This window comes from Geothrix alkalitolerans (genome assembly GCF_022808885.1).
Lineage (GTDB): Bacteria > Acidobacteriota > Holophagae > Holophagales > Holophagaceae > Geothrix > Geothrix alkalitolerans.
The window spans coordinates 116,468-135,960 of sequence record NZ_JAKZLE010000007.1 but is presented as its reverse complement, the minus strand read 5'-3'; the positions used below and the strand labels follow the sequence as shown (position 1 = coordinate 135,960).

The following is a 19,493-nucleotide window of genomic DNA, read 5'->3' as shown; positions in this document are numbered from 1 at the left end:
AATGGGGGAGCCAAGGCTGTTGCAGTTCTTGGTGTCTTGGTTGTGATTCTTTGGGAGCGCCAGACAGGTGCTGGCCTCAACGATTCAGCAAGTGGTCGATGGCGGCCCGCTGCACGTGGAAGCGATTCTCGGCCTCGTCCACGACACGGCTCCAGGGGCCGTCGAGGACGCTGTCGTGGACTTCCAGGTTCCGGCGCACGGGCAGGCAGTGGGTGAAGATGGCCTCCTTCGCGGCCTTCTGCATGTGGGCGGCGGTGGGCATCCAGGTCGAGAGGTCGGCCATGGGCGCGGCCTCCAGGCCCGAGGTGGTGGAGGGGCCCCAGGCCTTGGCGTAGACGGCGGCGCTGCCCTCCAGGGCGGCGTCCTGGTCGGTCGTGTAGATGACCTTGCCGCCGGTGGCCGCCGCGTACTTCTCCGCCTCGGCGCGCACTTCCGGCGCCAGCTCGTAGCCCTTGGGGTGGGCCACGCGGATCTCCGCCCCGCAGGCCGCGGCCGTCAGCAGGAAGGAGTTGGGCACGGCCTTGGGCAGGGGCTTCATGTGGGGCGCCCAGGTGAGGGTCACGGGCACCTTCGTGGTGCCGTGGGCCTCCTGGATGGTGAGGAGGTCGGCAAGGCCCTGGTGCGGGTGCTCCCGGGCGCTCTCCATGCTCAGCACGGGCACGGTGGAGAAGCGCCGGAAGGCGTTGATGACGGGGTCCAGCTCATCGACGTCGTCGCCGTCGCCGTGGCTGAAGGTCCGCACGGCCAGGGCGTCGGCGTACCGGCCCAGCACGGGCACGCCCTCGCGCACGTGCTCGGCCCGGTCCTGGTCCATCACCGCGCCGTCCCGGTCCTCCAGCTTCCAGGTGCCGGCGCCCACTTCGAGCACGATGGCGTGGCCGCCGTGGCGCAGCATGGCCGCCTCGAAGCTGGCCCGGGTCCGCAGGCTGGGGTTGAAGAAGACCATGCCCAGGATGCGGTCCGCGAAGATGGCGCCGGGGCGCTCCTTCTTCCAGGCCGCGGCGGTCTTGAGGATCTCCGCCACTCCGGCGGGACCCAGGTCGGCGATGCGGGTGAAGTGCTTCATGTCGGCTCCCGGATTCAGGGCTTGGCGAAGGACTGGATGGCGGCGACGAGGGCCTCGAGGGCCTCGCCGCTGACGTTGAGGGGCGGCATGAGGCGCAGCACCTGGGGATCGCCGGAGCCGCCCAGGAGGATGTGCTGGGCCATCAGGTGCTTCTTGAGGGCCGCGGCGTGGGGCGTGCGGAGGCCGAGGAGCAGCCCCTCGCCCTGGATGGCCTCGACCACAGATCCCTTCAGCTCCTTCCGAAGCTGCTCGGCGGCTTCGGAAGCCCGCGCCATCAGCCCTTCTGTCTCGATGACGTCCACCGTGGCCAGCAGGGCCGCGCAGGCCAGGGGGCCGCCGCCGAAGGTGCTGCCCAGGTCGCCGCCCTTGAGCTTGGAGGCCACGGCGGCGGTCATGAGGAGCGCCCCCATGGGCACCCCGGAGGCGAGGCCCTTGGCGGAGGTCATGAGGTCGGGCCGCACACCGTAGAACTGGGCGGCGAAGGGGGTGCCCATGCGGCCCATGCCGGTCTGGATCTCGTCAAAGATGAGCAGGGTGCCCGAAGCGTCGCACTTGGCGCGGAGCGCACGGAACCACTCGCGGGAGGCGGTCTTGATGCCGGCCATGCTCTGGATGGGCTCGAGGATGACACCGGCCACGTCCGAGAAGTCCGCCGTGTCGAGGGCCGCCAGATCGCCGAAGGGCAGGCGCAGGCAGGGGGTGAGGCTGTCCGCGAAGGGCTGGGTGATCTTGGGGTCGTCGGTCACCGAGAGGGCCAGGGTGGTCCGCCCGTGCCACCCGCCGTCGAAGGCGCCGAGCGTCTTGCGGCCCGTGAGCAGCAGCGCGACCTTGAGCGCGTTCTCGTTGGCCTCGGCGCCGCTGTTGCAGAAGAAGACCGAGTCCATGCCCGAGAAGGCGGTGATCTTCGCGGCGGCGGCGTCCCGCACAGGCAGGGCCGCGGCGGCGGAATAGAAGAGCAGCGAGGCGGCCTGGTCGGCCACGGCCTTCACCACCTTGGGGTGGCTGTGGCCCGTGGCGCACACGCAGTGGCCGCCGTAGAAGTCCCACCAGGCCTGGCCCCGGTCGTCGAAGACCCGGTCGCCCTCGCCCTTCACCAGCGGGAAGGGGTAGGGGGCGTAGGTGGGCAGGAGGGCGGGGACGGCGGGGCTGGGCAGCATGCGGAGATCCTGTGCATATGCGCGCATGGGGATGCATAACCATGCAATCAATTGCATAATATGCACAGAATGAATTCCGTGAAGCAAGAACTATTTCAGGACTTTTGAGGATAGGCTCGGTAAATTTCTTGCTATTCCATGCAATTTCATGCAACATCCGTGCATGGATTTGGATCAGCTCATCCTCCGGCTGCTGGAGGCCCACCCCATCGCGGACCAGACGGACCTGCTGGAGAAGCTGTCCGCCGAGGGCCACGAGCTCACCCAGTCCACCCTGTCCCGGCGCCTCAAGCGCCTGGGAGTTCAGAAGGTCCAGGGCCGCTACCGCCGGGTGGAGGCCGCCACCCAGGTTCTTCCGGACGTCACCCTGACCGAGGTTCCGCCCAACCTGCTGGTGCTGCGCACCGCGCCCGGATTCGCCCAGGCCCTGGGCCTCAGCCTCGACGCCGATCCCGTTCCCGGCCAGATGGGCACGCTGGCCGGTGACGACACGGTCTTCGTGGCCGTGCTGCCGGAGCGCCTGGCTGAGGTGAAGGCCCACCTCGCGCGGGTGGTAGCGGCGCGGTAGGGGCTTCAGCCGCTAGACTGACCTCCTGACCGTCTGGGAGTTCGCATGGACCGTTTCGGAAGTTCGAAGCTGCGCATTGGCTGGACGCTGGTCTGCCTGTTCCTCGCGGGGCTGGTGTTCATGGCGATCCGGGGCCAGCAGGGACCGGACGGGTCGCAGGTGGTGGTCTTCGGCACGGCGGTCCCCCTGGGGGCGGACTCGCTGAAGGACTACGCGCTGGGCGGCCTGCAGGGCGTCATGTACTGGCTGGTGTCCCTGGTGGTGCTGCTGGGCGCCTTCGGTCCCGTGAGCCAGTGGACTGCGGCGGCCTCCCGCGGCGAACGGCTCAAGGGCTTCTTCGCGGGCACGGGCCTGGGCTTTGCCCACGGGCTGTTCCTCTCCCAGGTGGCGCTGCTCCCCGTGTGGGCCTTGAGCTGGCGGCTCATCGGCCAGGCCTGGCCGCCGGAGCTGCTGCGGGCGGACCTCCACGGCCTCCTGCTGGGCCTCCAGATGCTGCTGTGGGCGGTGCTCCTGTCGCGGCTCCTGAAGTCCAGCGCCGGCCTGGCCCTGCTGCTCACGCTGCTGCTCCGCGAGCTGGGTCCGCGCCTGAGCTTCTTCCTGGACTTCGGCCAGGACCTGGGCTGGAGCGCGGGCCAGGTGAAGGTGCTGGAGATCTTCGTGCGGCTGCTGCCCATGGCTCAGCTCCCCTCGGACCCCTTCTCGCCGCTGGCGCTGCCCCTGTCCATCGGCGGCCCGCTGGTGCTGGGCACGCTGGCCATGCTGCTGCCGGCCGGGGGGCGGAAGTAAGCGGATGCGCCCCGCCGTCGGATTGCTGCTCCTGCCGCCGGTGCTGGCGGCCCAGGGGACCCAGAATCCGGCGGAGCTGCGCCAGAAACTGGCGGCCATCCAGGGGCGCCTGGGCCAGGTGGACCAGCAGCTGGAGGCCTTGAAGAAGCGGCGCAAGGGCGTGCTGGTGGAGATGCAGGGCATCGCGCTCCAGCGCGACCGGGCCAAGGCCCAGGTGGACGGCGCGCGGCTGCGCCGGGACCAGGCCCAGAGCGAAGTCCAGATCATCGGCCGCGAGCAGGCCCGCATCCAGGGCGAGGTGCTGAAGCTCCAGGGCGACCTCCGCAAGCAGGTGCGCTGGATGCAGGCGCTGGGGCCCCTGGGCGACCTGGGGGTCTACACCACCTTCAAGGACCCCGACGCCTGGCTGGAGCGCGGCCGCCTCCTGGCCTGGGCGCGGCTGCAGGAGCGCAAGCGCCTGGACCAGATCCACCGCCTGCAGGGCGACCTCGCCGCCAAGGAGAAGTCCCTCAGGGAGGTGCTCGCGCGGCTGGCCCGGGAGGAGCAGGAGGCCGCCCAGCTCCAGGCGGCGCTGCGCCTGCAGGAGGACAAGCTCAACAGCTTCCTCGACGGCCTGCAGAGGGACGAGACGGCCCAGCGGCAGGTCCAGGCGGAGCTCGCGGAAGAGGCCATCCAGCTGGAGCGCCTGCTGGCGGGTCTGCTGGCCAAGCCCAAGGGCGAGGTCTTCGAATCCGCCGTGGCCTTCGCCTCCCTGCACGGCAGCCTGCCCCAGCCCGTGGAGGGCTCCCTGGCCCAGAGCTTCGGTGAGCACCTGCATCCCCGCTTCCACACCAAGACCGTGCAGAGCGGCCTGCTCATCGCGGCGGCCAGCGGCGCTCCGGTGGCGGCGGTGGCCGACGGCAAGGTGGTCTACGCGGACTACTACCAGAGCTACGGCCCCATGGTCATCCTCGAGCACGGCGGCGGCTGGTTCACCCTCTACACCCACCTCCAGGGCCTGCAGGTGGCCAAGGACCAGGTGCTCAAGGCCGGCGAGCGGGTGGGCGCCGTGGGCGACACCGTGGACGGCCCCCGCCTGGGCTTCGAGATCCGCCACCAGGCGCAGCCGCAGGACCCGCAGAAGTGGCTGAAGTCGAAGTATCGGTGAGGATCCGGGGGTTCCACGCTCCGCTCCGCTGCGCGAACACCCCCGGGCCCCCGCGCGGATCCTCGGCTGAGCCGGGGATCCGCTTTCTCATCCTGTCGTGCGGTAGGTTCGGCCGGGCGTGGAAGATCTAAAGCGAGGCAGGGCCTTGCCGTGCCGAGCGCGGGGGTCCGGGGGTGTGCGCGCAGCGCGGAACCCCCGGAGGATACTTAGCGCACCACGTTGCTGGCGTTGAAGAGCGGCACGTAGATGGCCAGCAGGAGGGCGAGGACGACGACGCCCATGAAGAGGATGAGCACGGGGCCGATGAGGCTGGTGACGGCGGTGGTGGCCTTCTCCACTTCCTGGTCGAAGAAGTCGGCCACGTGGTCCAGCATCTCGGGCAGGGCGCTGCTCTGCTCGCCCACGCGCACCATCTCCACGGCCAGGGGGTCCAGGATCTTCGCCTGCTCCAGGGCCAGGTGCAGGCTGCTGCCGGCGCGCACCTTCTCGGTGACCACGGCCAGGCCCCCCTTCAGGCGCTCGCTGGGGCTGGTGCGCTGCACGACCTCCAGGGCCTGCACCACCGGCAGGCCGCCGGAGAGCAGCACGCCCAGGGTGCGCGAGAACACGCTGGAGTGGTACATGCGGTAGAGGGTGCCGACCTTGGGCAGCAGGAGCAGGAGGCGCTCCGCCAGCTTGCGCCCGGCTTCCGAGGCCGCCATCCAGCGGATGAGCACCGCGAGCCCCGCGAGGAGGATGCCCTGGAGCCAGAGGGTGGAGCTGACCACCTTGCCCATGCCCAGCAGGATCCGGGTGACGAGGGGCATCTCGATGTCGCCGCCGGCGTAGAACTCCGCGAAGCGCGGCAGCACCACGTTGAAGATCACGCCCAGGGCCAGGATGAGCACCAGCACCAGGAAGGCGGGATAGAAGAGGGCCTCGATGATGCGCCGGCGGCTGCTCTGCGCGAACTTCTGGAAGGACAGCCAGCGGGCCAGAACCTCCGGCAGGGTGCCGCTGCGCTCGCCCGCCACCACGTTGCTTCGGTAGACCGGCGGGAAGGCCCCGGCCTGCTCCAGGGCGTCGGAGAAGGACATGCCCTCCCGCACCAGCTCCACCACGTGGGCCAGGGCGCGGCGCAGCTGGGGATCCTTGCCGTGGCCCACCAGCAGCTCCAGCGACTGCAGCAGGGGGATGCCGGCCTTCAGCAGGGCCAGCAGCTCCTGGTTGAAGAGCACCAGGGATTCGGTCTTGAGCTGGGTGCGGCTGCGGAAGGCGGTGTCCGTGCGGGTGATCTCGAGGGGGAAGCCGCCCTCGGCCAGCACGCGGGCCCGCAGCGCATCGACGCTCTCCGCCTCGAAGTCCCGCACGAGGACGTCGCCATTGGAGTGCGTGAGCCGGACCGTGAATCGCATGGGCACCTGGGAGCTTTGAGGATAGCGGGAAAGGAAGTCCGGAGTCTGGAGGCTCCGCCCCCGACCGGATAGCCTCATGGAATCCTCCGGAGGCCTCGTGCCGTTTCGCCCGCTTCTTGCGCTGCCTATCCTGACCTTCACCCTGGCAGCCCAGGCGCCGGCCTCGGCGCCCCTGCGCACGGGTGTGGCGGAACCGGCGATCCTGGATCTGCGCGCCGTGGACGGGTCGCTCCTGGTGCCCCGGGACAACCGGGACGCGACCCAGGTGGAGGCGGCCCGGCAGCGCTGGACCGCCCTGGTGGCGGGCCTGAAGGAGGCCTCCGCCGTGCGGCTGCGCCTGCCCTCCGGTGAAGGGCGGCTTCCCCTCCTGCTGGCGGCGGCCCAGGCCCTCAAGGCCCAGTCGCCGACCCAGCGCCTTTACGTGGCCTTCGATCCCGAGGCCGCGCCCCTTCTGGACGAGACCGCCTGGGGGGCCGTCGATGGCGGCGCCCTGGTGCCCGCGGACCTGAACCTGGACCCGGCGAAGTGGCGGGCGCAGCTCACCCGGGCCCAGGACAGCTTCCCGGGCCGGCCCTGGACCCTCTGGCTGCCCTCGGACCCCGGCGCCCTGGTCTCCGTCCTCATGGGCGACGGGGGGCGGGTGGTGGTGCCCGCCGGCGGCCCCGGGGCCCGGCTGGCGGAGACTCTGCCCGCGGGCTTCACGGACGTGGAGGGCGGGCTCGGGGACCTCACCCTGCGGAACCGCGCCGGGGCCATGCGCCGCTGGACCTTCGCGGGCGGCGCCTGGTCGTCGGTGCCCCTGCCCAAGGACCGCACGGAGGTGGCCGTCAGCGCCGCCGAGGCCTACGACGTGGGGGCCCTGCTGGCCAAGGTGCGGGCGGCCCAGCTCCGGTCCCGCGCCATGGCGCGGACCGTCCAGGCCAAGGCGGAGCTGGATCTGCACCTCCAGACGCCCTCCGGGCGGGGCGGAGACCTGGGCTTCAGCTTCGGCTACTTCGAGCAGGCCGGAGAATGGCCGGAGCTGCTCCAGAAGGCCGTCCGCTTCAACGGCGTCACCGCCAAGCTCGACGGTGAGGTGCAGCTGCCCCTCATCGAAAGCCGCCAGTCCATGTCCCTGCCCGTGGCCCTCGGCATGACCGAGCGTTACCGCTACCGGGACGCCGGCGCCGCGGGCCCTGGTCGGCGGCGGCTGCGCTTCGAGCCGGTGGACGCGGATCCCCTGCTGTATGCCGGGGACCTGGAGGTGGAGGAGGCCACCGGGCGGATTCTCGTGGAGCGGCGGGAGCGTACGGACCTGCCGGGCACCGTGAAGAGCGAGCGGGAGATCCTCACCTACGGCGAGGCGGCGCCGGGCCTGTGGCGGCCCGTCTCGGTGCAGACCTTCGAGCGCTGGGTGAGCGCCGGCGGCGTGGTGCAGGTGCAGCGCCGCTTCACCTACCGCGACTTCCAGGTGAACGGCGAGGGCTTCGAGGCGGCGCGCGCCGCGGCTCGGGCCTCGGGAGCCACCATGCTCAAGGTGACGCCCGAGGGGGCCCGCTACTTCACCAGGCAGGGCGACGGCACGCGGAAGATCGAGGAGAAGCCCAAGAGCAGCGGCCGCGCCCTGGCCGCGGTGGTGCTGGCGGACCCCGGCCTCACGCCGCCGGTGGCGCCCCTGGGCGGCCTCCTCTACTTCGACTACAACGCCTTCGGGAAGGGCGTGCAGCTCAACGCCCTCACGGCGATCCTCTTCAACACCGCCAGCCTGGCCATCCCCCGGGGCCTGGGCAGCTTCGACGTGAGCGCCGATGCCACGGCCCTGCTCCTCAAGGGCACGGAGCGTCCCGTGGTGAACGGGCGGCTCTCGGACCGGGACGGCGTGGGCCGCCGCTTCGGGAAGATGGGCCTGGAGCTGGGGCGGGACCTGGGCCTGGGCTTCCGCCTGGAGGGCCGCGGCGACTTCGAGTACGACGACTTCAGCGAGGGGGACAGCAAGTACCGCACGCCGGGCTACCAGCTGCCGCCCTCGGGCCTGACCCGCCTCGGCACCCTCCAGGGCTCCTGGCTCTTCCGGGGCTTCCAGGTGCGGGCCTACCACGGCTGGGGCCGCCGTCCCGAGGGTACCTACGGCCTGGCCGCGGATCTCCAGGAGGTTCCCGACGGGGGCGATTTCCGCCGCTGGGGCGGCAGCCTGGGCCTGGATCGCGAGCTGTCGCCCGGGCTCTGGTTCCACGGCGAGGCCGGGTGGGCCTCGGGTCGCGCCTTCGATCGCTTCAAGGCGCTGGATGTGGGCGGTCTGGGCGGCGTGGTTCGCATCGCGGGCATCCGGGCCAACGCCATCACGGCGGACCGGCTCTCCTACGCCAAGACGGCCCTCGCCATCCCCACGGGGCCCAACCTGCGCCTGTCCCTCAGCCTCGAGTACGCCCGGGCCCGCAGCCTCGACGACCAGAAGACCTACGGCATGGGCGGCGTCGGCGTCACAGGGGACCTGCCGGGCTTCTGGCTCTTCACCGCCGTGCGCGTGGATCTGGGCGTGGGCGTGCAGAGCGACATCGCGGGCGTCCGCACCGTGAACGGGTACGTCGCTCTGCTCAGGGTGTTCTAAGAAAGTTAGACCCAAAGATCTATATCTTTATTTGATTGGCCTTAAAACTCGTTTTTTAAATTGCGGGCCGCCCCCTCCGGGACCATGATGGCTGTCCTGATGTCCTTATCCGGGGCATGAGATCGGAGGTGACCATGCTGAAATGGCGCGCAACCTTCCTGACGCTGGCCGGTCTGGGCCTCGCCTTCCTGCTGGCGTGCAGCAGCTCTGGCTCGGGCAGCGGCGGCAATGTCGCCAGCGGAAGCATGAACGTGCATCTGGTGGACGGACCCATCTCCGGCTACCAGGAGATCAACGTCAACATCCAGTCCGTGGAGATCAACAGCAACGGCACCTGGATCACCCTGGGCACGCCCAACAAGACCATCAACCTGCTGGGCCTCGTGGGCGGCGTGGAGGAGACGCTGGTCACCGGCGCGACCCTGCCCGCGGGCCACTACAGCCAGATGCGGCTGGTGCTTGGCTCCGGCAACACCGTCAAGCTGGCCGACGGATCCGTCCAGCCCCTGAAGGTGCCTTCGGGCATGCAGAGCGGCATCAAGCTGATCGTGAACTTCGATGTGGCGGCCGGGACCACGAAGGATGTCTGGATCGATTTCGACGCCGCCCACTCCATCCAGGTGGTGCAGGCCGGGATGTCCGGCCAGTACATCCTGCGTCCCACCATCTGGGCCTTCGACAAGATCGCCACGGGCTCCATCCAGGGCACCTTGACGGACGCCGCCACCTCCACGGGCCTGCCCGGCGTGACGGTCTATGCCGAGACCCTGGACGGCTCCGGGAACGCCCGGATCGCCCGCAGCACCGTGACGGACGCCAATGGCGCCTACACCCTGGACCTGCTGCCGGTGGGCACGACCTACTACGTGGTGAGCCACCCGCTGGTGGGGACCACGACCCCGCAGGCCTATGACGCCAAGGCCAGCGAGGCCTTCGCCCTGACGGCCTCGACCCCCGTGTTCACCTACAGCGCGGCCTTCACCGCGAACGCCTCCACGGGCACCGTGTCCGGCGGCCTCACGCCGCTGGCCACCAGCAGCCAGAGCGACCAGGTGAACCTGCTCCAGTCGCTGGTGACGTCCTCGGGCAGCTTCAGCTTCATCGTGCGCACCACCATGGCCGTCGTGGGCACCTCCACGGAGACCTACGACTTCACCACCGTTCCGGTCGGGGCCTACAGTGTCCAGGCCGTGCGGAACACCTTGAACCTGGATGGCACCACCACCACGACCACCTCGACCGTGCAGCCGGCCACCGTGACCGCGAGCACGACGACGACGGTGAACCTGGGGCTCTGATCCCCCCGCCTCAAGGCCCGGAGGCCCGCGGACACGGGGTCTCCGGGCCTTGCCTTGCCCGCGGGTGGGAGGCAGGGGCCGCATCGGTTTTGAAGACACGCCCGGCTTGGGAGTAGCATGGGCCCAACCGACCCCGGCCCATCTGATGACGAGCCCCCATCCGGGTGCCCCAGCCAAAACCTGAGCCGCCGGGCTCGTTTCCTGAACCCGGAGCGTGCAGATGCTGGATGTGGCCTTGGTCCTCGCGTCCACCGGGTGCTGGTTCGCGGGGGCCCTGATCTCGGCCGTGCCGCGCGCGCCGGAACGCCTGGCCACGGGCCTCGGCCTCGCGGGCAGCCTCCTGGCCCTGGGCGCGGCGCTCCACCTCCTGCTCGGGGGGGCGGTCTCGGGTCTGGACTTCCGGGTCTGGGGCTTCCCGGCCCGCCTGGAGCTGGATGCCCTGTCCGCGGCCTTCCTGCTGCCCCTCCACCTGGTGGGTGGGCTGGGCCTGATCTATGGGCAGCGCTACTGGCCGTTGCAGCTGGCCTGGGGCTCGGGCCGCTCCCTGCGCTTCTTCTACGGCCTGCTGGTGGCGGCCATGACCCTGCTCTTCCTGGCCCGCCACGGCCTGGTGTTCCTGGTGGCCTGGGAGCTGATGGCCGTGTCCGCCTTCTTCCTGGTGGGCACCGAGCACGAGAAGCCGGAGGTCCGCCGCGCCAGCTGGGTCTACCTGGCCTGCACCCACACGGGCACCCTGCTCCTGACCGCGATGGTGATCCTGCTGGCCCAGCGTTCCGGCGGGCTGCTGTGGACGGTGCTCCCCACCGCCACCTCGCCCTGGTTCGAAGGCGGCATCCTCCTGCTGGCGGTGGCGGGCTTCGGGTTCAAGATGGGCGTGCTCCCCCTGCATTTCTGGCTGCCTTCGGCCCATGCCAGCGCCCCCAGCCACGTCTCCGCGATCCTTTCGGCGGTGATGCTCAAGACAGGCATCTACGGCATTCTCCGCGTGTCGAGCCTGCTGCCGGACATCCCCCGGGGCGTGGGCGGGATGCTCTTGGCCCTGGGCGCCCTCACCGCCCTCTACGGGGTGGGGAACGCGCTGGCCCAGCGCGACTACAAGCGGCTGCTGGCCTACTCCAGCATTGAGAATCTCGGGATCATCGCCATGGGCGTGGGCCTGGGCTGGACGGGCCGGGCCACCCACGATCCCTGGCTCATGGCCCTGGGTTTCGGCGGGGCGGTCTTCCACGTGTGGAACCATGCGGTGTTCAAGAGCCTCCTCTTCTACGGAGCCGGGGCCCTGCTGCACGCCACGGGCACCCGGGACATGGAGGCGCTGGGCGGCCTGGCGCGGCGGATGCCCCGCACGGCCCTGGCCGTCTTCCCGGCCGTGCTGGCGGTGGCGGCCCTGCCGCCCTTCAATGCCTTCCTCAGCGAGTGGTTCCTCTACCGGGGCCTCTTCGCCTCCCTGGGCCGGGGCTATCCCTGGTCCTCAGCCCTGGGCCTGGTGGCCCTGGCCCTGGTGGGAGGGATGGCGGCCGTGGCCTTCGCCCGGTTCTTCGGCACCCTGTTCCTGGGCTCGCCCCGGAGTGGGCTTGCGGATCACGCCCACGACCCCGCCGCCTCCATGCTGCTGCCCATGGCCGTCCTGGCGGGGCTCTGCCTGGCAGTGGGCCTGGGGGCCTTCCTGCTGCTGCCCCTGCTGGACCGGGTGATCGCCGCGGTGGTGCCTGGGACACCCTGGCCGCCGGCGCCGCTGGCTGTGGGCCTCCGCGTGGACCTCCGCCTGCTGGCCGGGGTGGAGCTGGGGCTTCTGGCCCTCGTCGGGGTGGGCCTCGCCTGGCTCCACCGACAGGCCGACGCGCCGGAGGCGGACCTTCCCACGTGGGACTGCGGCTATGCCGCGCCCGTGGCAAGGGCCCAGTACACCGGCAGTTCCTTCGCGGATGCCTGGGCCCCGGTCCAGCCGGGCCTGCGCGCACGGAGGCCGCGCTTCCGGGGGCTGTTCCCCGCCGGGGCCTCTTTCCGCCAGGCCTTCCGGGACCCGGTGGGCGAGGTGTTCCTGGAACCGCGGGTGGTCCGGGTGGCGGAGCGCCTGCTCCGGTTTCGACGCTTCCAGCAGGGTCACCTCCCGGTCTACCTCCTCTACGTGCTGCTGACCCTCCTGGGAACCTTCCTCTGGATGCTGCTGAGGGGGAGGCTGCTGGGATGAGCCTCTGCCTCCTCGCCCTGCTGGTCGCGGCGGTCTCCGGCGTGCCGGGGCTGTTCCTGCGGCGGCGGGGCGGGGAGGCGGCCGCGGGCCTGCTGGGCCTGGCGGCGGTCCTGGGCCTGACGGCCGCCCTGCCCGTGCTCGCCGGCGGGACCGGCGGGACCCTCCTGCTCCGCACGGCGGCGCTGGGATCGCCGGGGCTCCTGGTGCTGGATCCGCTCGCGGCCTTCTTCTCCATTCCGGTGCTGCTGCTCTCGTTCTGCGGAGGGCTCTACAGCCTGGGCTACTGGGAGGGCCACCGGGGCCACACGCCGATCCTGCGCCTGGTCTACGGGCTCCTGACGGCCTCGCTGCTGATGCTGGTGATGGCGTCCCACGCCCTGACCTTCCTGCTGGCCTGGGAGGGCATGGCCATCGCCGCCTTCGTGCTGGTGATGGCCGAAGACCGCGAGCCCGAGACCCACCGGGCGGGCTGGATCTACCTGGCCGCCACCCATACGGGCACCCTGTTCCTGTTCGCGGCTTTCGCGCTGCTGGCCAAGGTCCAGGGTCATTCGACCTTCGCCGCGCTTCCGGCGGGACTGGCGGCCACCCGCGGGGGCACGGCCCTCTTCGCGCTGTTCCTGCTGGGTTTCGGCTTCAAGACGGGCGCCCTGCCGCTGCATTTCTGGCTGCCGCCGGCCCACGCCGCCGCTCCCAGCCATGTCTCCGCGCTGATGTCGGGCGTGCTGCTCAAGATGGGCATCCTGGGGATCGTGCGCTTCCTCTCCTGGGTGCCTGACCCGCCAGCCTGGTGGGGCGGGATGCTGGTGGGGCTGGGCGCCCTGTCCGGCATCCTCGGGGTGGCCTTCGCCCTTGGCCAGCACGACCTGAAGCGCCTGCTGGCCTACCACTCCATCGAGAACATCGGGATCATCCTGCTGGGCCTGGGGCTGGGCACCCTGGGCAAGGCCACGGGTCATCCCGCGATGCAGACCCTGGGCTATGCCGGGGCCCTGCTCCACGTGGTGAACCACAGCCTGTTCAAGGGTCTGCTGTTCCTGTCGGCGGGATCCGTGCTGCGCGCCACGGGTACCCGAGACCTGGAGCGCCTGGGCGGCCTGGGGCGGACGATGCCCTGGACGTCCGCCGCGTTCCTGGCCGGGTCCTGGGCCATCTGCGGGCTGCCGCCCCTCAACGGCTTCGTCAGCGAGTGGCTGATCTACCTGGGGGCGTTCCGGGGGCTCGGACTCCAGCTCGGGCTGGGACGGCAAACCTGGCCGCTGGTGACCCTCGTGTCCCTGGCCCTCATCGGGGCCCTGGCCCTGGCCTGCTTCGCCAAAGCCTTCGGGGCGGTCTTCCTGGGGCTGCCGCGGACCCGGTCGGTGGCACAGGCGGTGGAAGCGCCACGCACCATGCTCCTGCCCATGGGCCTGCTGGCCCTGGCCTGCCTGGCCATCGGCGTGGCCCCGGTCTTTTTGGCGCCCGCCCTGGGACGGGTGGCTGATGTCATGGGTGCAGCGCCAGGCGGCGAGGCGCTTGCTGTGCTGGCCCCTCTGCGCATGCTCACCTGGGCGGCCGTGATCCTGGGGCTCCTGGCCCTCCTGCTCGGGCGCTGGCTCCGTCTGGTGCCGCAGGGAAGGGACCTGCCCACCTGGGACTGCGGCTATGCGGCAGCGGACGCGCGGATGCAGTACACCGCCTCCTCCTTCGCGGACGGCCTGACCCGGGGTCTCCGCTGGGCCCTGCGCCCCGTGGCGCACCTGCCCCGCATCGCGGGCTGGTTCCCTCGGCTGGCGCGGTACGAAAGCCAGGTGCCGGATCCGGTCCTGGATCGCACGGCCTCGCCCGCGCTCCAGCTCATCGTGCGGGGCGCCGGCCTCCTCCGCGTGGCCCAGGGCGGGGCGCTGCCCGTCTACCTGCTCTACGTCCTGCTCACCCTGCTCGCGCTCCTGGTCTGGATGGTGGCCTGACATGCTCCGATCCCTTCTTCCGACGATGCTCCAGTTCTTGCTGCACGGGCTCACCGTGCTGCTGCTGCCGCCCCTGCTGCCCGGCCTCATCGCCAAGACCAAGGCCCTGATGGCCGGCCGGCAGGGGCCACCGGTGCTCCAGCTCTACTACGACCTGGCCAAGCTCGCCCGCAAGCGGGCTGTCTTCAGCCGCACCACCACGTGGGTGTTCCTCGCCGGTCCCGTGGGGGGCGTGGCCGCGGGCCTGGTGGCCTCCTGCCTCGTCCCCTTCGGCCACACACCCGCGCCGGTCTCCTTCGAGGGCGACGTCATCCTCTTCGCCTACCTCTTCGGGCTGGCCCGCTTTCTCACGATCCTCTCGGCCCTGGACACGGGCTCCAGCTTCGAGGGCATGGGCGCGGCGCGGGAGGCGACCTTCTCGGCCCTGGCGGAACCCGCCCTCTTCCTGGGCTTCGCCGCCCTGGCCAAGGCGACGTCCAGCCTCTCGCTGAGCACCATGCTGGCCTTCCCGGGCAGCCTCACGGCGCGGTTCACGGGGCCCCTGATCCTCATCCTCGCGGGCTGGGTGATCGTCTACCTGGCCGAGAATTCGCGCATCCCCGTGGACGATCCCAACACCCACCTGGAGCTCACCATGATCCACGAGGTGATGGTGCTCGACCACTCGGGTCGGCCCTTCGCCCTGGTGCTCTACGGCGCCAGCCTCAAGCTCCTGGTGCTGGGCACCCTCATCCTCACGCCGGCCCTTCCTCGGGCGCCCCACGCCTGGCAGAACTGGCTGGCGTTTTATGCGGCCCTGGCGGGCCTGGCCGTGGCCGTGGGCGTGGTGGAGAGCTCCATGGCCCGCTTCCGCATGACGAAGGTCCCCCAGTTCCTCGTGGCCGGCGTGCTGGCCACCGCCTTCGCCTTCCTCCTGATGCTGGTGTAGTCATGCTGCCCGACCTGCTCATCGCCCTCACCATGCTGTCCAACTTCAGCCTCGTGGCCACCAGCCGCGTGGCCAAGGCCATCCAGTTCGCCGTGCTCCAGGGCGTGCTGCTGGGCCTGATGCCGCTGGCCATGGGCCTGGGCCGCCACTTCCACATCGTCCTGCTCGCCGTCGCGGCGGTCACGGTGAAGGGCTGGCTCATTCCCTTCCTGTTCCGCCGCGCCCTGAAGCAGGTGCAGATCAAGCGCGAGGTGGATCCCACCATCGGCTACACCGTGTCGCTCCTGCTGTGCGCGCTGGGCACGGGCCTCAGCCTGCTCCTGGCCCACAACCTGCCGCTCAAGCCGGGCACGGAGTATGTGTTGATGGTGCCGGCCTCGCTGGCGACGCTGTTCACGGGCTTCCTGCTGCTGGTGTCGCGACGGAAGGCCCTCATGCAGGTGGTGGGCTACCTGGTGTTGGAGAACGGCATCTACCTCTTCGGCCTCCTGCTGGTGGAGGACATGCCGGTCCTGGTGGAGGCCGGGATCCTGCTCGACCTCTTCGTGGGCATCTTCGTGATGGGCATCGTCATCAACCACATCCGCGTGGCCTTCGACTCCACCGACACCCGGCACCTGGCCGAGCTGAAGGACTGACCCATGGCCTGGCTGCTCATCCTCGTCCCCCTCCTGGCCGCGGCCCTGGCCTTCGCCGTGTCGTCTCCCGCCCTCCGCGCCTGGATCCTTCCGGCCGTGGGCGTCCTCCATCTAGGCATCCTGCTCGTGGCGCTGGCGGGGTGGCGGGCCCTGCCGGCCACCGCCTGGTTCGGCCTCGACGCCCTGGGCGGCTGGGTGCTGCTGGTCATCAGCCTCCTCTTCTGCATCTGCGCCTTCTACGCCCCGGCCTACCTGGCCCTGCGCCCGGACCGCGACCACCGCGTGCTCTCCACCTGCCTCCTGGGGTTCCTGGGCCTGGCTTCGCTGCTGGCCCAGGCCCGCCACCCGGGCATCGCCTGGGTGGCCATGGAGACCACCACCCTGGTCACCGCGCCCCTCATCTACTTCAACCAGAACCGGCGCTCGCTGGAGGCCACCTGGAAGTACCTGGTCATCGGCTCCGTGGGCATCGCCCTGGCCCTGCTGGGCACCCTGTTCATCGCCTACGCGGCCCACATGGGCGGGCTGGAGGAGCCGCTGCGCTACACGCGGCTCGTGGAGAACGCCTCGCTCCTGTCGCGGCCCTGGCTGCGGGCGGGCTTCGTGCTGACGCTGGTGGGCTACGGCACCAAGATGGGCCTGGCGCCCCTGCACACCTGGAAGCCGGACGCCTACGGCGAGACCCCGGGCCTGGTGGGCGCGCTCCTGGCCGGCGGCGTCACCAGCTGCGCGTTCCTCGCGTTGCTTCGGATCTACGGCGTGGTGGCGGCGGCGGGGGAGGGGGCCTTCGCCCGTGAGCTGCTGGTGGCCTTCGGCATGCTCTCCATGGCCTGGGCCCTGGTGTTCATGATCCGGCAGACAGACATCAAGCGGATGCTCGCCTACTCCAGCGTCGAGCACATGGGCATCCTCGTCTTCGGCATCGGCATCGGGGGCCTGGCGGCGAAATTCGCCCTCTTCCATCTGGCGGCCAACGCGCTGGTGAAGAGCGTGCTCTTCCTGTCGGCGGGCAACATCCACCGCAGCTACGCCAGCAAGCAGCTGCCCTTCGTCACCGGCGCCCTCCGCCGCACGCCGGTGTCGGGCTGGCTCTTCCTCCTGGCCTTCCTGGCCATCACGGGCATGCCACCCTTCGCGCCCTTCCTCAGCGAGTTCAGCATCGCCGCGGGCGCGCTGGGTACGGGCCATGTGGTGGGCGGCGCGGCCTTCCTCATCCTGCTGGGCGGCATCTTCCTCGCCATGAGCGAGACGGTGGTGAAGGTGGTCTTCGGCACGCCCAGCGCCCAGCGCGTCCGCACACCCTACAAGGACGCGCCGGCCACCACGGCGCCCCTCATCGTGGCGCTCGGCCTGGCCCTGGTCCTGGGCATCTGGCTGCCCCGGCCCGTCCAGGCCATGCTCGACCAGGCGGGCGCTTCGGTCGATGGCGTTCCCTCCATCGGAAGGGAGGCGCGGCGATGAGCCTCGACTTGCCGATCCTTCGCAACGGTCAGCGCCTGCCCCTGCGGGAGGTGCCCGACCTGCCCATCCGCGACTTCCGCGAGGCCATCCTGCGGCGCGTGCAGGAGGGGGACCGCCTCGCCTGCCTGTGCGCCGGCTTCGATCTGCAGCTCATGGCGGTGCTCGCCGACGATGCGGGGCACGCGCTCCGCGTCCTCCGCACGAAGCTGGACGCGCCCCGCTATCCCGCCCTCACGCCGGACTGTCCCCAGGCCCACCTCTTCGAGCGGGAGATCGCCGAGCAGACCGGCATCGTCCCCGAAGGCCACCCCTGGCTGAAGCCCGTGCGCTTCCACCTCCCCTGGACCGGCGCGCCGGATCCGTGGAACCGGGGCGGGGCGCCCATTCCCGGCGTGGCGGACTTCTACCGCGTGGAGGGCGAGGAGGTCCACGAGGTGGCCGTGGGGCCCGTCCATGCGGGCGTCATCGAGCCCGGCCACTTCCGGTTCCAGTGCCACGGTGAGCGGGTCTTCCACCTGGAGATCGCCCTGGGCTACCAGCACCGGGGACTGGAGAAGGCCCTGATCGGCGGGCCCCATCCCCTCAGCCTCAAGCAGGCGGAGACCGCCGCCGGGGACAGCAGCATCGCCCACGCCTGGGCCTACTGCCGCCTGCTGGAGGGCCTGGCGGACGTCCAGGTACCCGAGCGCGTGGACCTGGTGCGGGGCGTGGCCCTGGAGCTGGAGCGCGCCGCCAACCACGTGGGCGACCTCGGCGCCCTGTCGGGCGATGTGGGCTTCCTGCCCACGGCCTCCTTCTGCGGGCGCATCCGCGGCGACTGGCTGAACCTGAGCGCCGAGGGCTGCGGCAGCCGCCTGGGCCGGGACTGGCTGCGCCCCGGAGGCCTGCGGCAGGACCTGGAGCCGGCGCGGGCCGCCGCCATGCGGCCGCGCCTGGAGCGAGCCTGGGCGGACACGGAGGACGCGGTGGAGCTGCTCTGGGGCGCCGCCTCCGTGATGATCCGCTTCGAGGCGGCGGGCCGCGTGGATCCGGACCAGGCCCGCGAGATCGGGCTGGTGGGCGTGGCGGCGCGAGCCAGCGGCCTGGATCGGGATGTGCGCCGCGACCATCCGTTCGGACCCTACGGGACTCGCCCCCTCTCCGTGGCACAGGCCGAGAGCGGCAACGTGCACTCCCGGGCCTGGGTGCGCTGGCTGGAGCTGGGCGAGAGCTCGCGCTTCCTCGCCGCGGCCCTGGCCTCGCTGGCGGAACGCGAAGCCGACCCCGGACCCCGGCCCCTGCCGCCGAGGGCCCCGGAGCACCTGTGCGTCTCGCTCACGGAGGGCTGGCGCGGCGAGGTGCTGCACCTGGCCTGGACCGATGCCCAGGGCCGCTTCGCCCGCTACAAGATCGTGGATCCCTCCTTCCACAACTGGTTCGGCCTGGCCCTGGCCCTCCGGGGCGAGCAGGTCTCCGACTTCCCCCTGTGCAACAAGAGCTTCAACCTCTCCTACTGCGGGCACGACCTATGATCCACATCCTGCTCTCCCGCTGGCGCCAGGGGTACCGCACCTTGCCCTATCCGAAGGCGTTGCCCGCCCTGCCTGATCGGTTTCGGGGGCGTCCGCAGATCCACCCAGAGCGCTGCCCAGACGGGTGCCGGGCCTGCGCGGAGGCCTGTCCCACCGAGGCCATCACGCTCAGCCCCACAGGTCCGCGCCTGGATCTCGGCCGCTGCCTCTTCTGCCCCGACTGTGCCGAGGCCTGCCCCGAGGGCGCCATCGAATTCACGCAGGAGCACCGCCTCGCCACCCGGCGCCGGGAGGAGCTGGTGGCGGATCCGGCGGAGGAATACCGCCTGGCGGCGGCCCTGGATGGGGAGCTGAAGCGGCTCTTCGGCCGTTCGCTCAAGCTCCGGGTGGTGAGCGCCGGCGGCTGCAACGGCTGCGAGGTGGACGTGAACGTGCTGGGCACCCTGGCCTGGGATCTGGGGCGCTTCGGCATCCAGTACGTGGCCTCGCCGCGCCATGCCGACGGCCTGCTCCTCTGCGGGCCCGTGACGAAGAACATGGCGCTGGCCGTCCGCAAGACCTACGACGCCATCCCGGGGCCCAAGCTCGTCATCGCCGTGGGGGCCTGCGCCATCGGCGGCGGGCCCTTCTTCCGCCAGGAGGAGCAGCTCGGCGGCGCCGCGAGCGTGGTGCCCGTGGACCTCTTCATCCCCGGCTGCCCGCCGCACCCGCTGACCATCCTGGATGGCCTGCTCCGCCTGCTGGGGCGGATCGGAACCAATGGTCGAGATGGAACTACGCCTTTGGATGGGGACGAAACGTCACAAAAATAG

The 19,493-nt window shown here is 71.0% G+C and carries 15 protein-coding genes; 12 read left to right on the top strand and 3 right to left on the bottom strand.

Annotated elements, in window-relative coordinates; all coding sequences use genetic code 11:
• Window positions 1–76: 76 nt before the first annotated feature.
• Together MLJ35_RS13835 and MLJ35_RS13830 are read right to left on the bottom strand one after the other, a co-directional pair.
• Entirely contained in the window at window positions 77–1,066 is a 990-nt protein-coding gene (locus MLJ35_RS13835; protein WP_243384829.1) for an N-acetylornithine carbamoyltransferase, read from the bottom strand.
• Window positions 1,067–1,080: 14 nt separating this feature from the next.
• The gene (locus tag MLJ35_RS13830; RefSeq protein WP_243384828.1) at window positions 1,081–2,223 is read right to left on the bottom strand and encodes an aspartate aminotransferase family protein; all 1,143 of its coding nucleotides are present in this window, start codon (window positions 2,221–2,223) and stop codon (window positions 1,081–1,083) included.
• Window positions 2,224–2,386: 163 nt separating this feature from the next.
• On the opposite strand from MLJ35_RS13830, the gene MLJ35_RS13825 reads away from it, so the two are divergent.
• From MLJ35_RS13825 to MLJ35_RS13815, 3 genes are read left to right on the top strand one after another with little or no spacing between them, the layout of a single operon-like run.
• Window positions 2,387–2,791: an arginine repressor gene (locus MLJ35_RS13825; protein WP_243323911.1), complete on the top strand. Its 405-nt coding sequence runs from the start codon at window positions 2,387–2,389 to the stop codon at window positions 2,789–2,791.
• 45 nt (window positions 2,792–2,836) lie between these two features.
• Window positions 2,837–3,577, top strand: coding sequence for a hypothetical protein (locus tag MLJ35_RS13820; RefSeq protein WP_243384827.1), 741 nt, complete (start codon window positions 2,837–2,839; stop codon window positions 3,575–3,577).
• A 4-nt stretch (window positions 3,578–3,581) separates the two neighbouring features.
• A complete protein-coding gene (locus tag MLJ35_RS13815) occupies window positions 3,582–4,724 on the top strand; it encodes a murein hydrolase activator EnvC family protein (RefSeq protein ID WP_243384826.1) in 1,143 nt (380 codons plus the stop codon).
• A gap of 206 nt (window positions 4,725–4,930) precedes the next feature.
• Here MLJ35_RS13815 and MLJ35_RS13810 read toward each other — a convergent pair whose 3' ends face one another.
• Window positions 4,931–6,196 carry a type II secretion system F family protein gene (locus MLJ35_RS13810; protein WP_243384825.1) on the bottom strand — a complete coding sequence of 422 codons (1,266 nt, stop codon included), beginning with the start codon at window positions 6,194–6,196 and terminating at the stop codon, window positions 4,931–4,933.
• Between the two features lie 19 nt (window positions 6,197–6,215).
• On the opposite strand from MLJ35_RS13810, the gene MLJ35_RS16035 reads away from it, so the two are divergent.
• The 9 genes from MLJ35_RS16035 to MLJ35_RS13765 all read left to right on the top strand — a co-directional run bounded on the left by MLJ35_RS16035 (window position 6,216) and on the right by MLJ35_RS13765 (window position 19,493).
• Window positions 6,216–8,705: a hypothetical protein gene (locus tag MLJ35_RS16035; RefSeq protein ID WP_275976556.1), complete on the top strand. Its 2,490-nt coding sequence runs from the start codon at window positions 6,216–6,218 to the stop codon at window positions 8,703–8,705.
• 134 nt (window positions 8,706–8,839) lie between these two features.
• Entirely contained in the window at window positions 8,840–10,003 is a 1,164-nt protein-coding gene (locus tag MLJ35_RS13800) for a DUF4382 domain-containing protein (RefSeq protein ID WP_243384824.1), read from the top strand.
• Between the two features lie 220 nt (window positions 10,004–10,223).
• On the top strand, window positions 10,224–12,194 hold the full coding sequence (locus MLJ35_RS13795; RefSeq protein WP_243384823.1) for a proton-conducting transporter transmembrane domain-containing protein: 1,971 nt from the start codon (window positions 10,224–10,226) through the stop codon (window positions 12,192–12,194).
• Entirely contained in the window at window positions 12,191–14,143 is a 1,953-nt protein-coding gene (locus MLJ35_RS13790) for a proton-conducting transporter transmembrane domain-containing protein (RefSeq protein WP_243384822.1), read from the top strand. Before MLJ35_RS13795 ends, MLJ35_RS13790 begins: the two co-directional genes overlap by 4 nt.
• Before the next feature lie 25 nt (window positions 14,144–14,168).
• A complete protein-coding gene (locus MLJ35_RS13785; protein WP_420843046.1) occupies window positions 14,169–15,071 on the top strand; it encodes a respiratory chain complex I subunit 1 family protein in 903 nt (300 codons plus the stop codon).
• Between the two features lie 2 nt (window positions 15,072–15,073).
• Window positions 15,074–15,709 carry a hypothetical protein gene (locus tag MLJ35_RS13780; RefSeq protein ID WP_243384820.1) on the top strand — a complete coding sequence of 212 codons (636 nt, stop codon included), beginning with the start codon at window positions 15,074–15,076 and terminating at the stop codon, window positions 15,707–15,709.
• Between the two features lie 3 nt (window positions 15,710–15,712).
• Window positions 15,713–17,170 carry a proton-conducting transporter transmembrane domain-containing protein gene (locus MLJ35_RS13775; protein WP_243384819.1) on the top strand — a complete coding sequence of 486 codons (1,458 nt, stop codon included), beginning with the start codon at window positions 15,713–15,715 and terminating at the stop codon, window positions 17,168–17,170.
• The gene (locus MLJ35_RS13770; RefSeq protein ID WP_243384818.1) at window positions 17,167–18,681 is read left to right on the top strand and encodes a hydrogenase large subunit; all 1,515 of its coding nucleotides are present in this window, start codon (window positions 17,167–17,169) and stop codon (window positions 18,679–18,681) included. The genes MLJ35_RS13775 and MLJ35_RS13770 overlap by 4 nt, the downstream gene beginning before the upstream one ends.
• Window positions 18,678–19,493, top strand: a complete 816-nt coding sequence (locus MLJ35_RS13765) for an NADH-quinone oxidoreductase subunit B family protein (protein ID WP_243384817.1) — start codon at window positions 18,678–18,680, stop codon at window positions 19,491–19,493. The genes MLJ35_RS13770 and MLJ35_RS13765 overlap by 4 nt, the downstream gene beginning before the upstream one ends.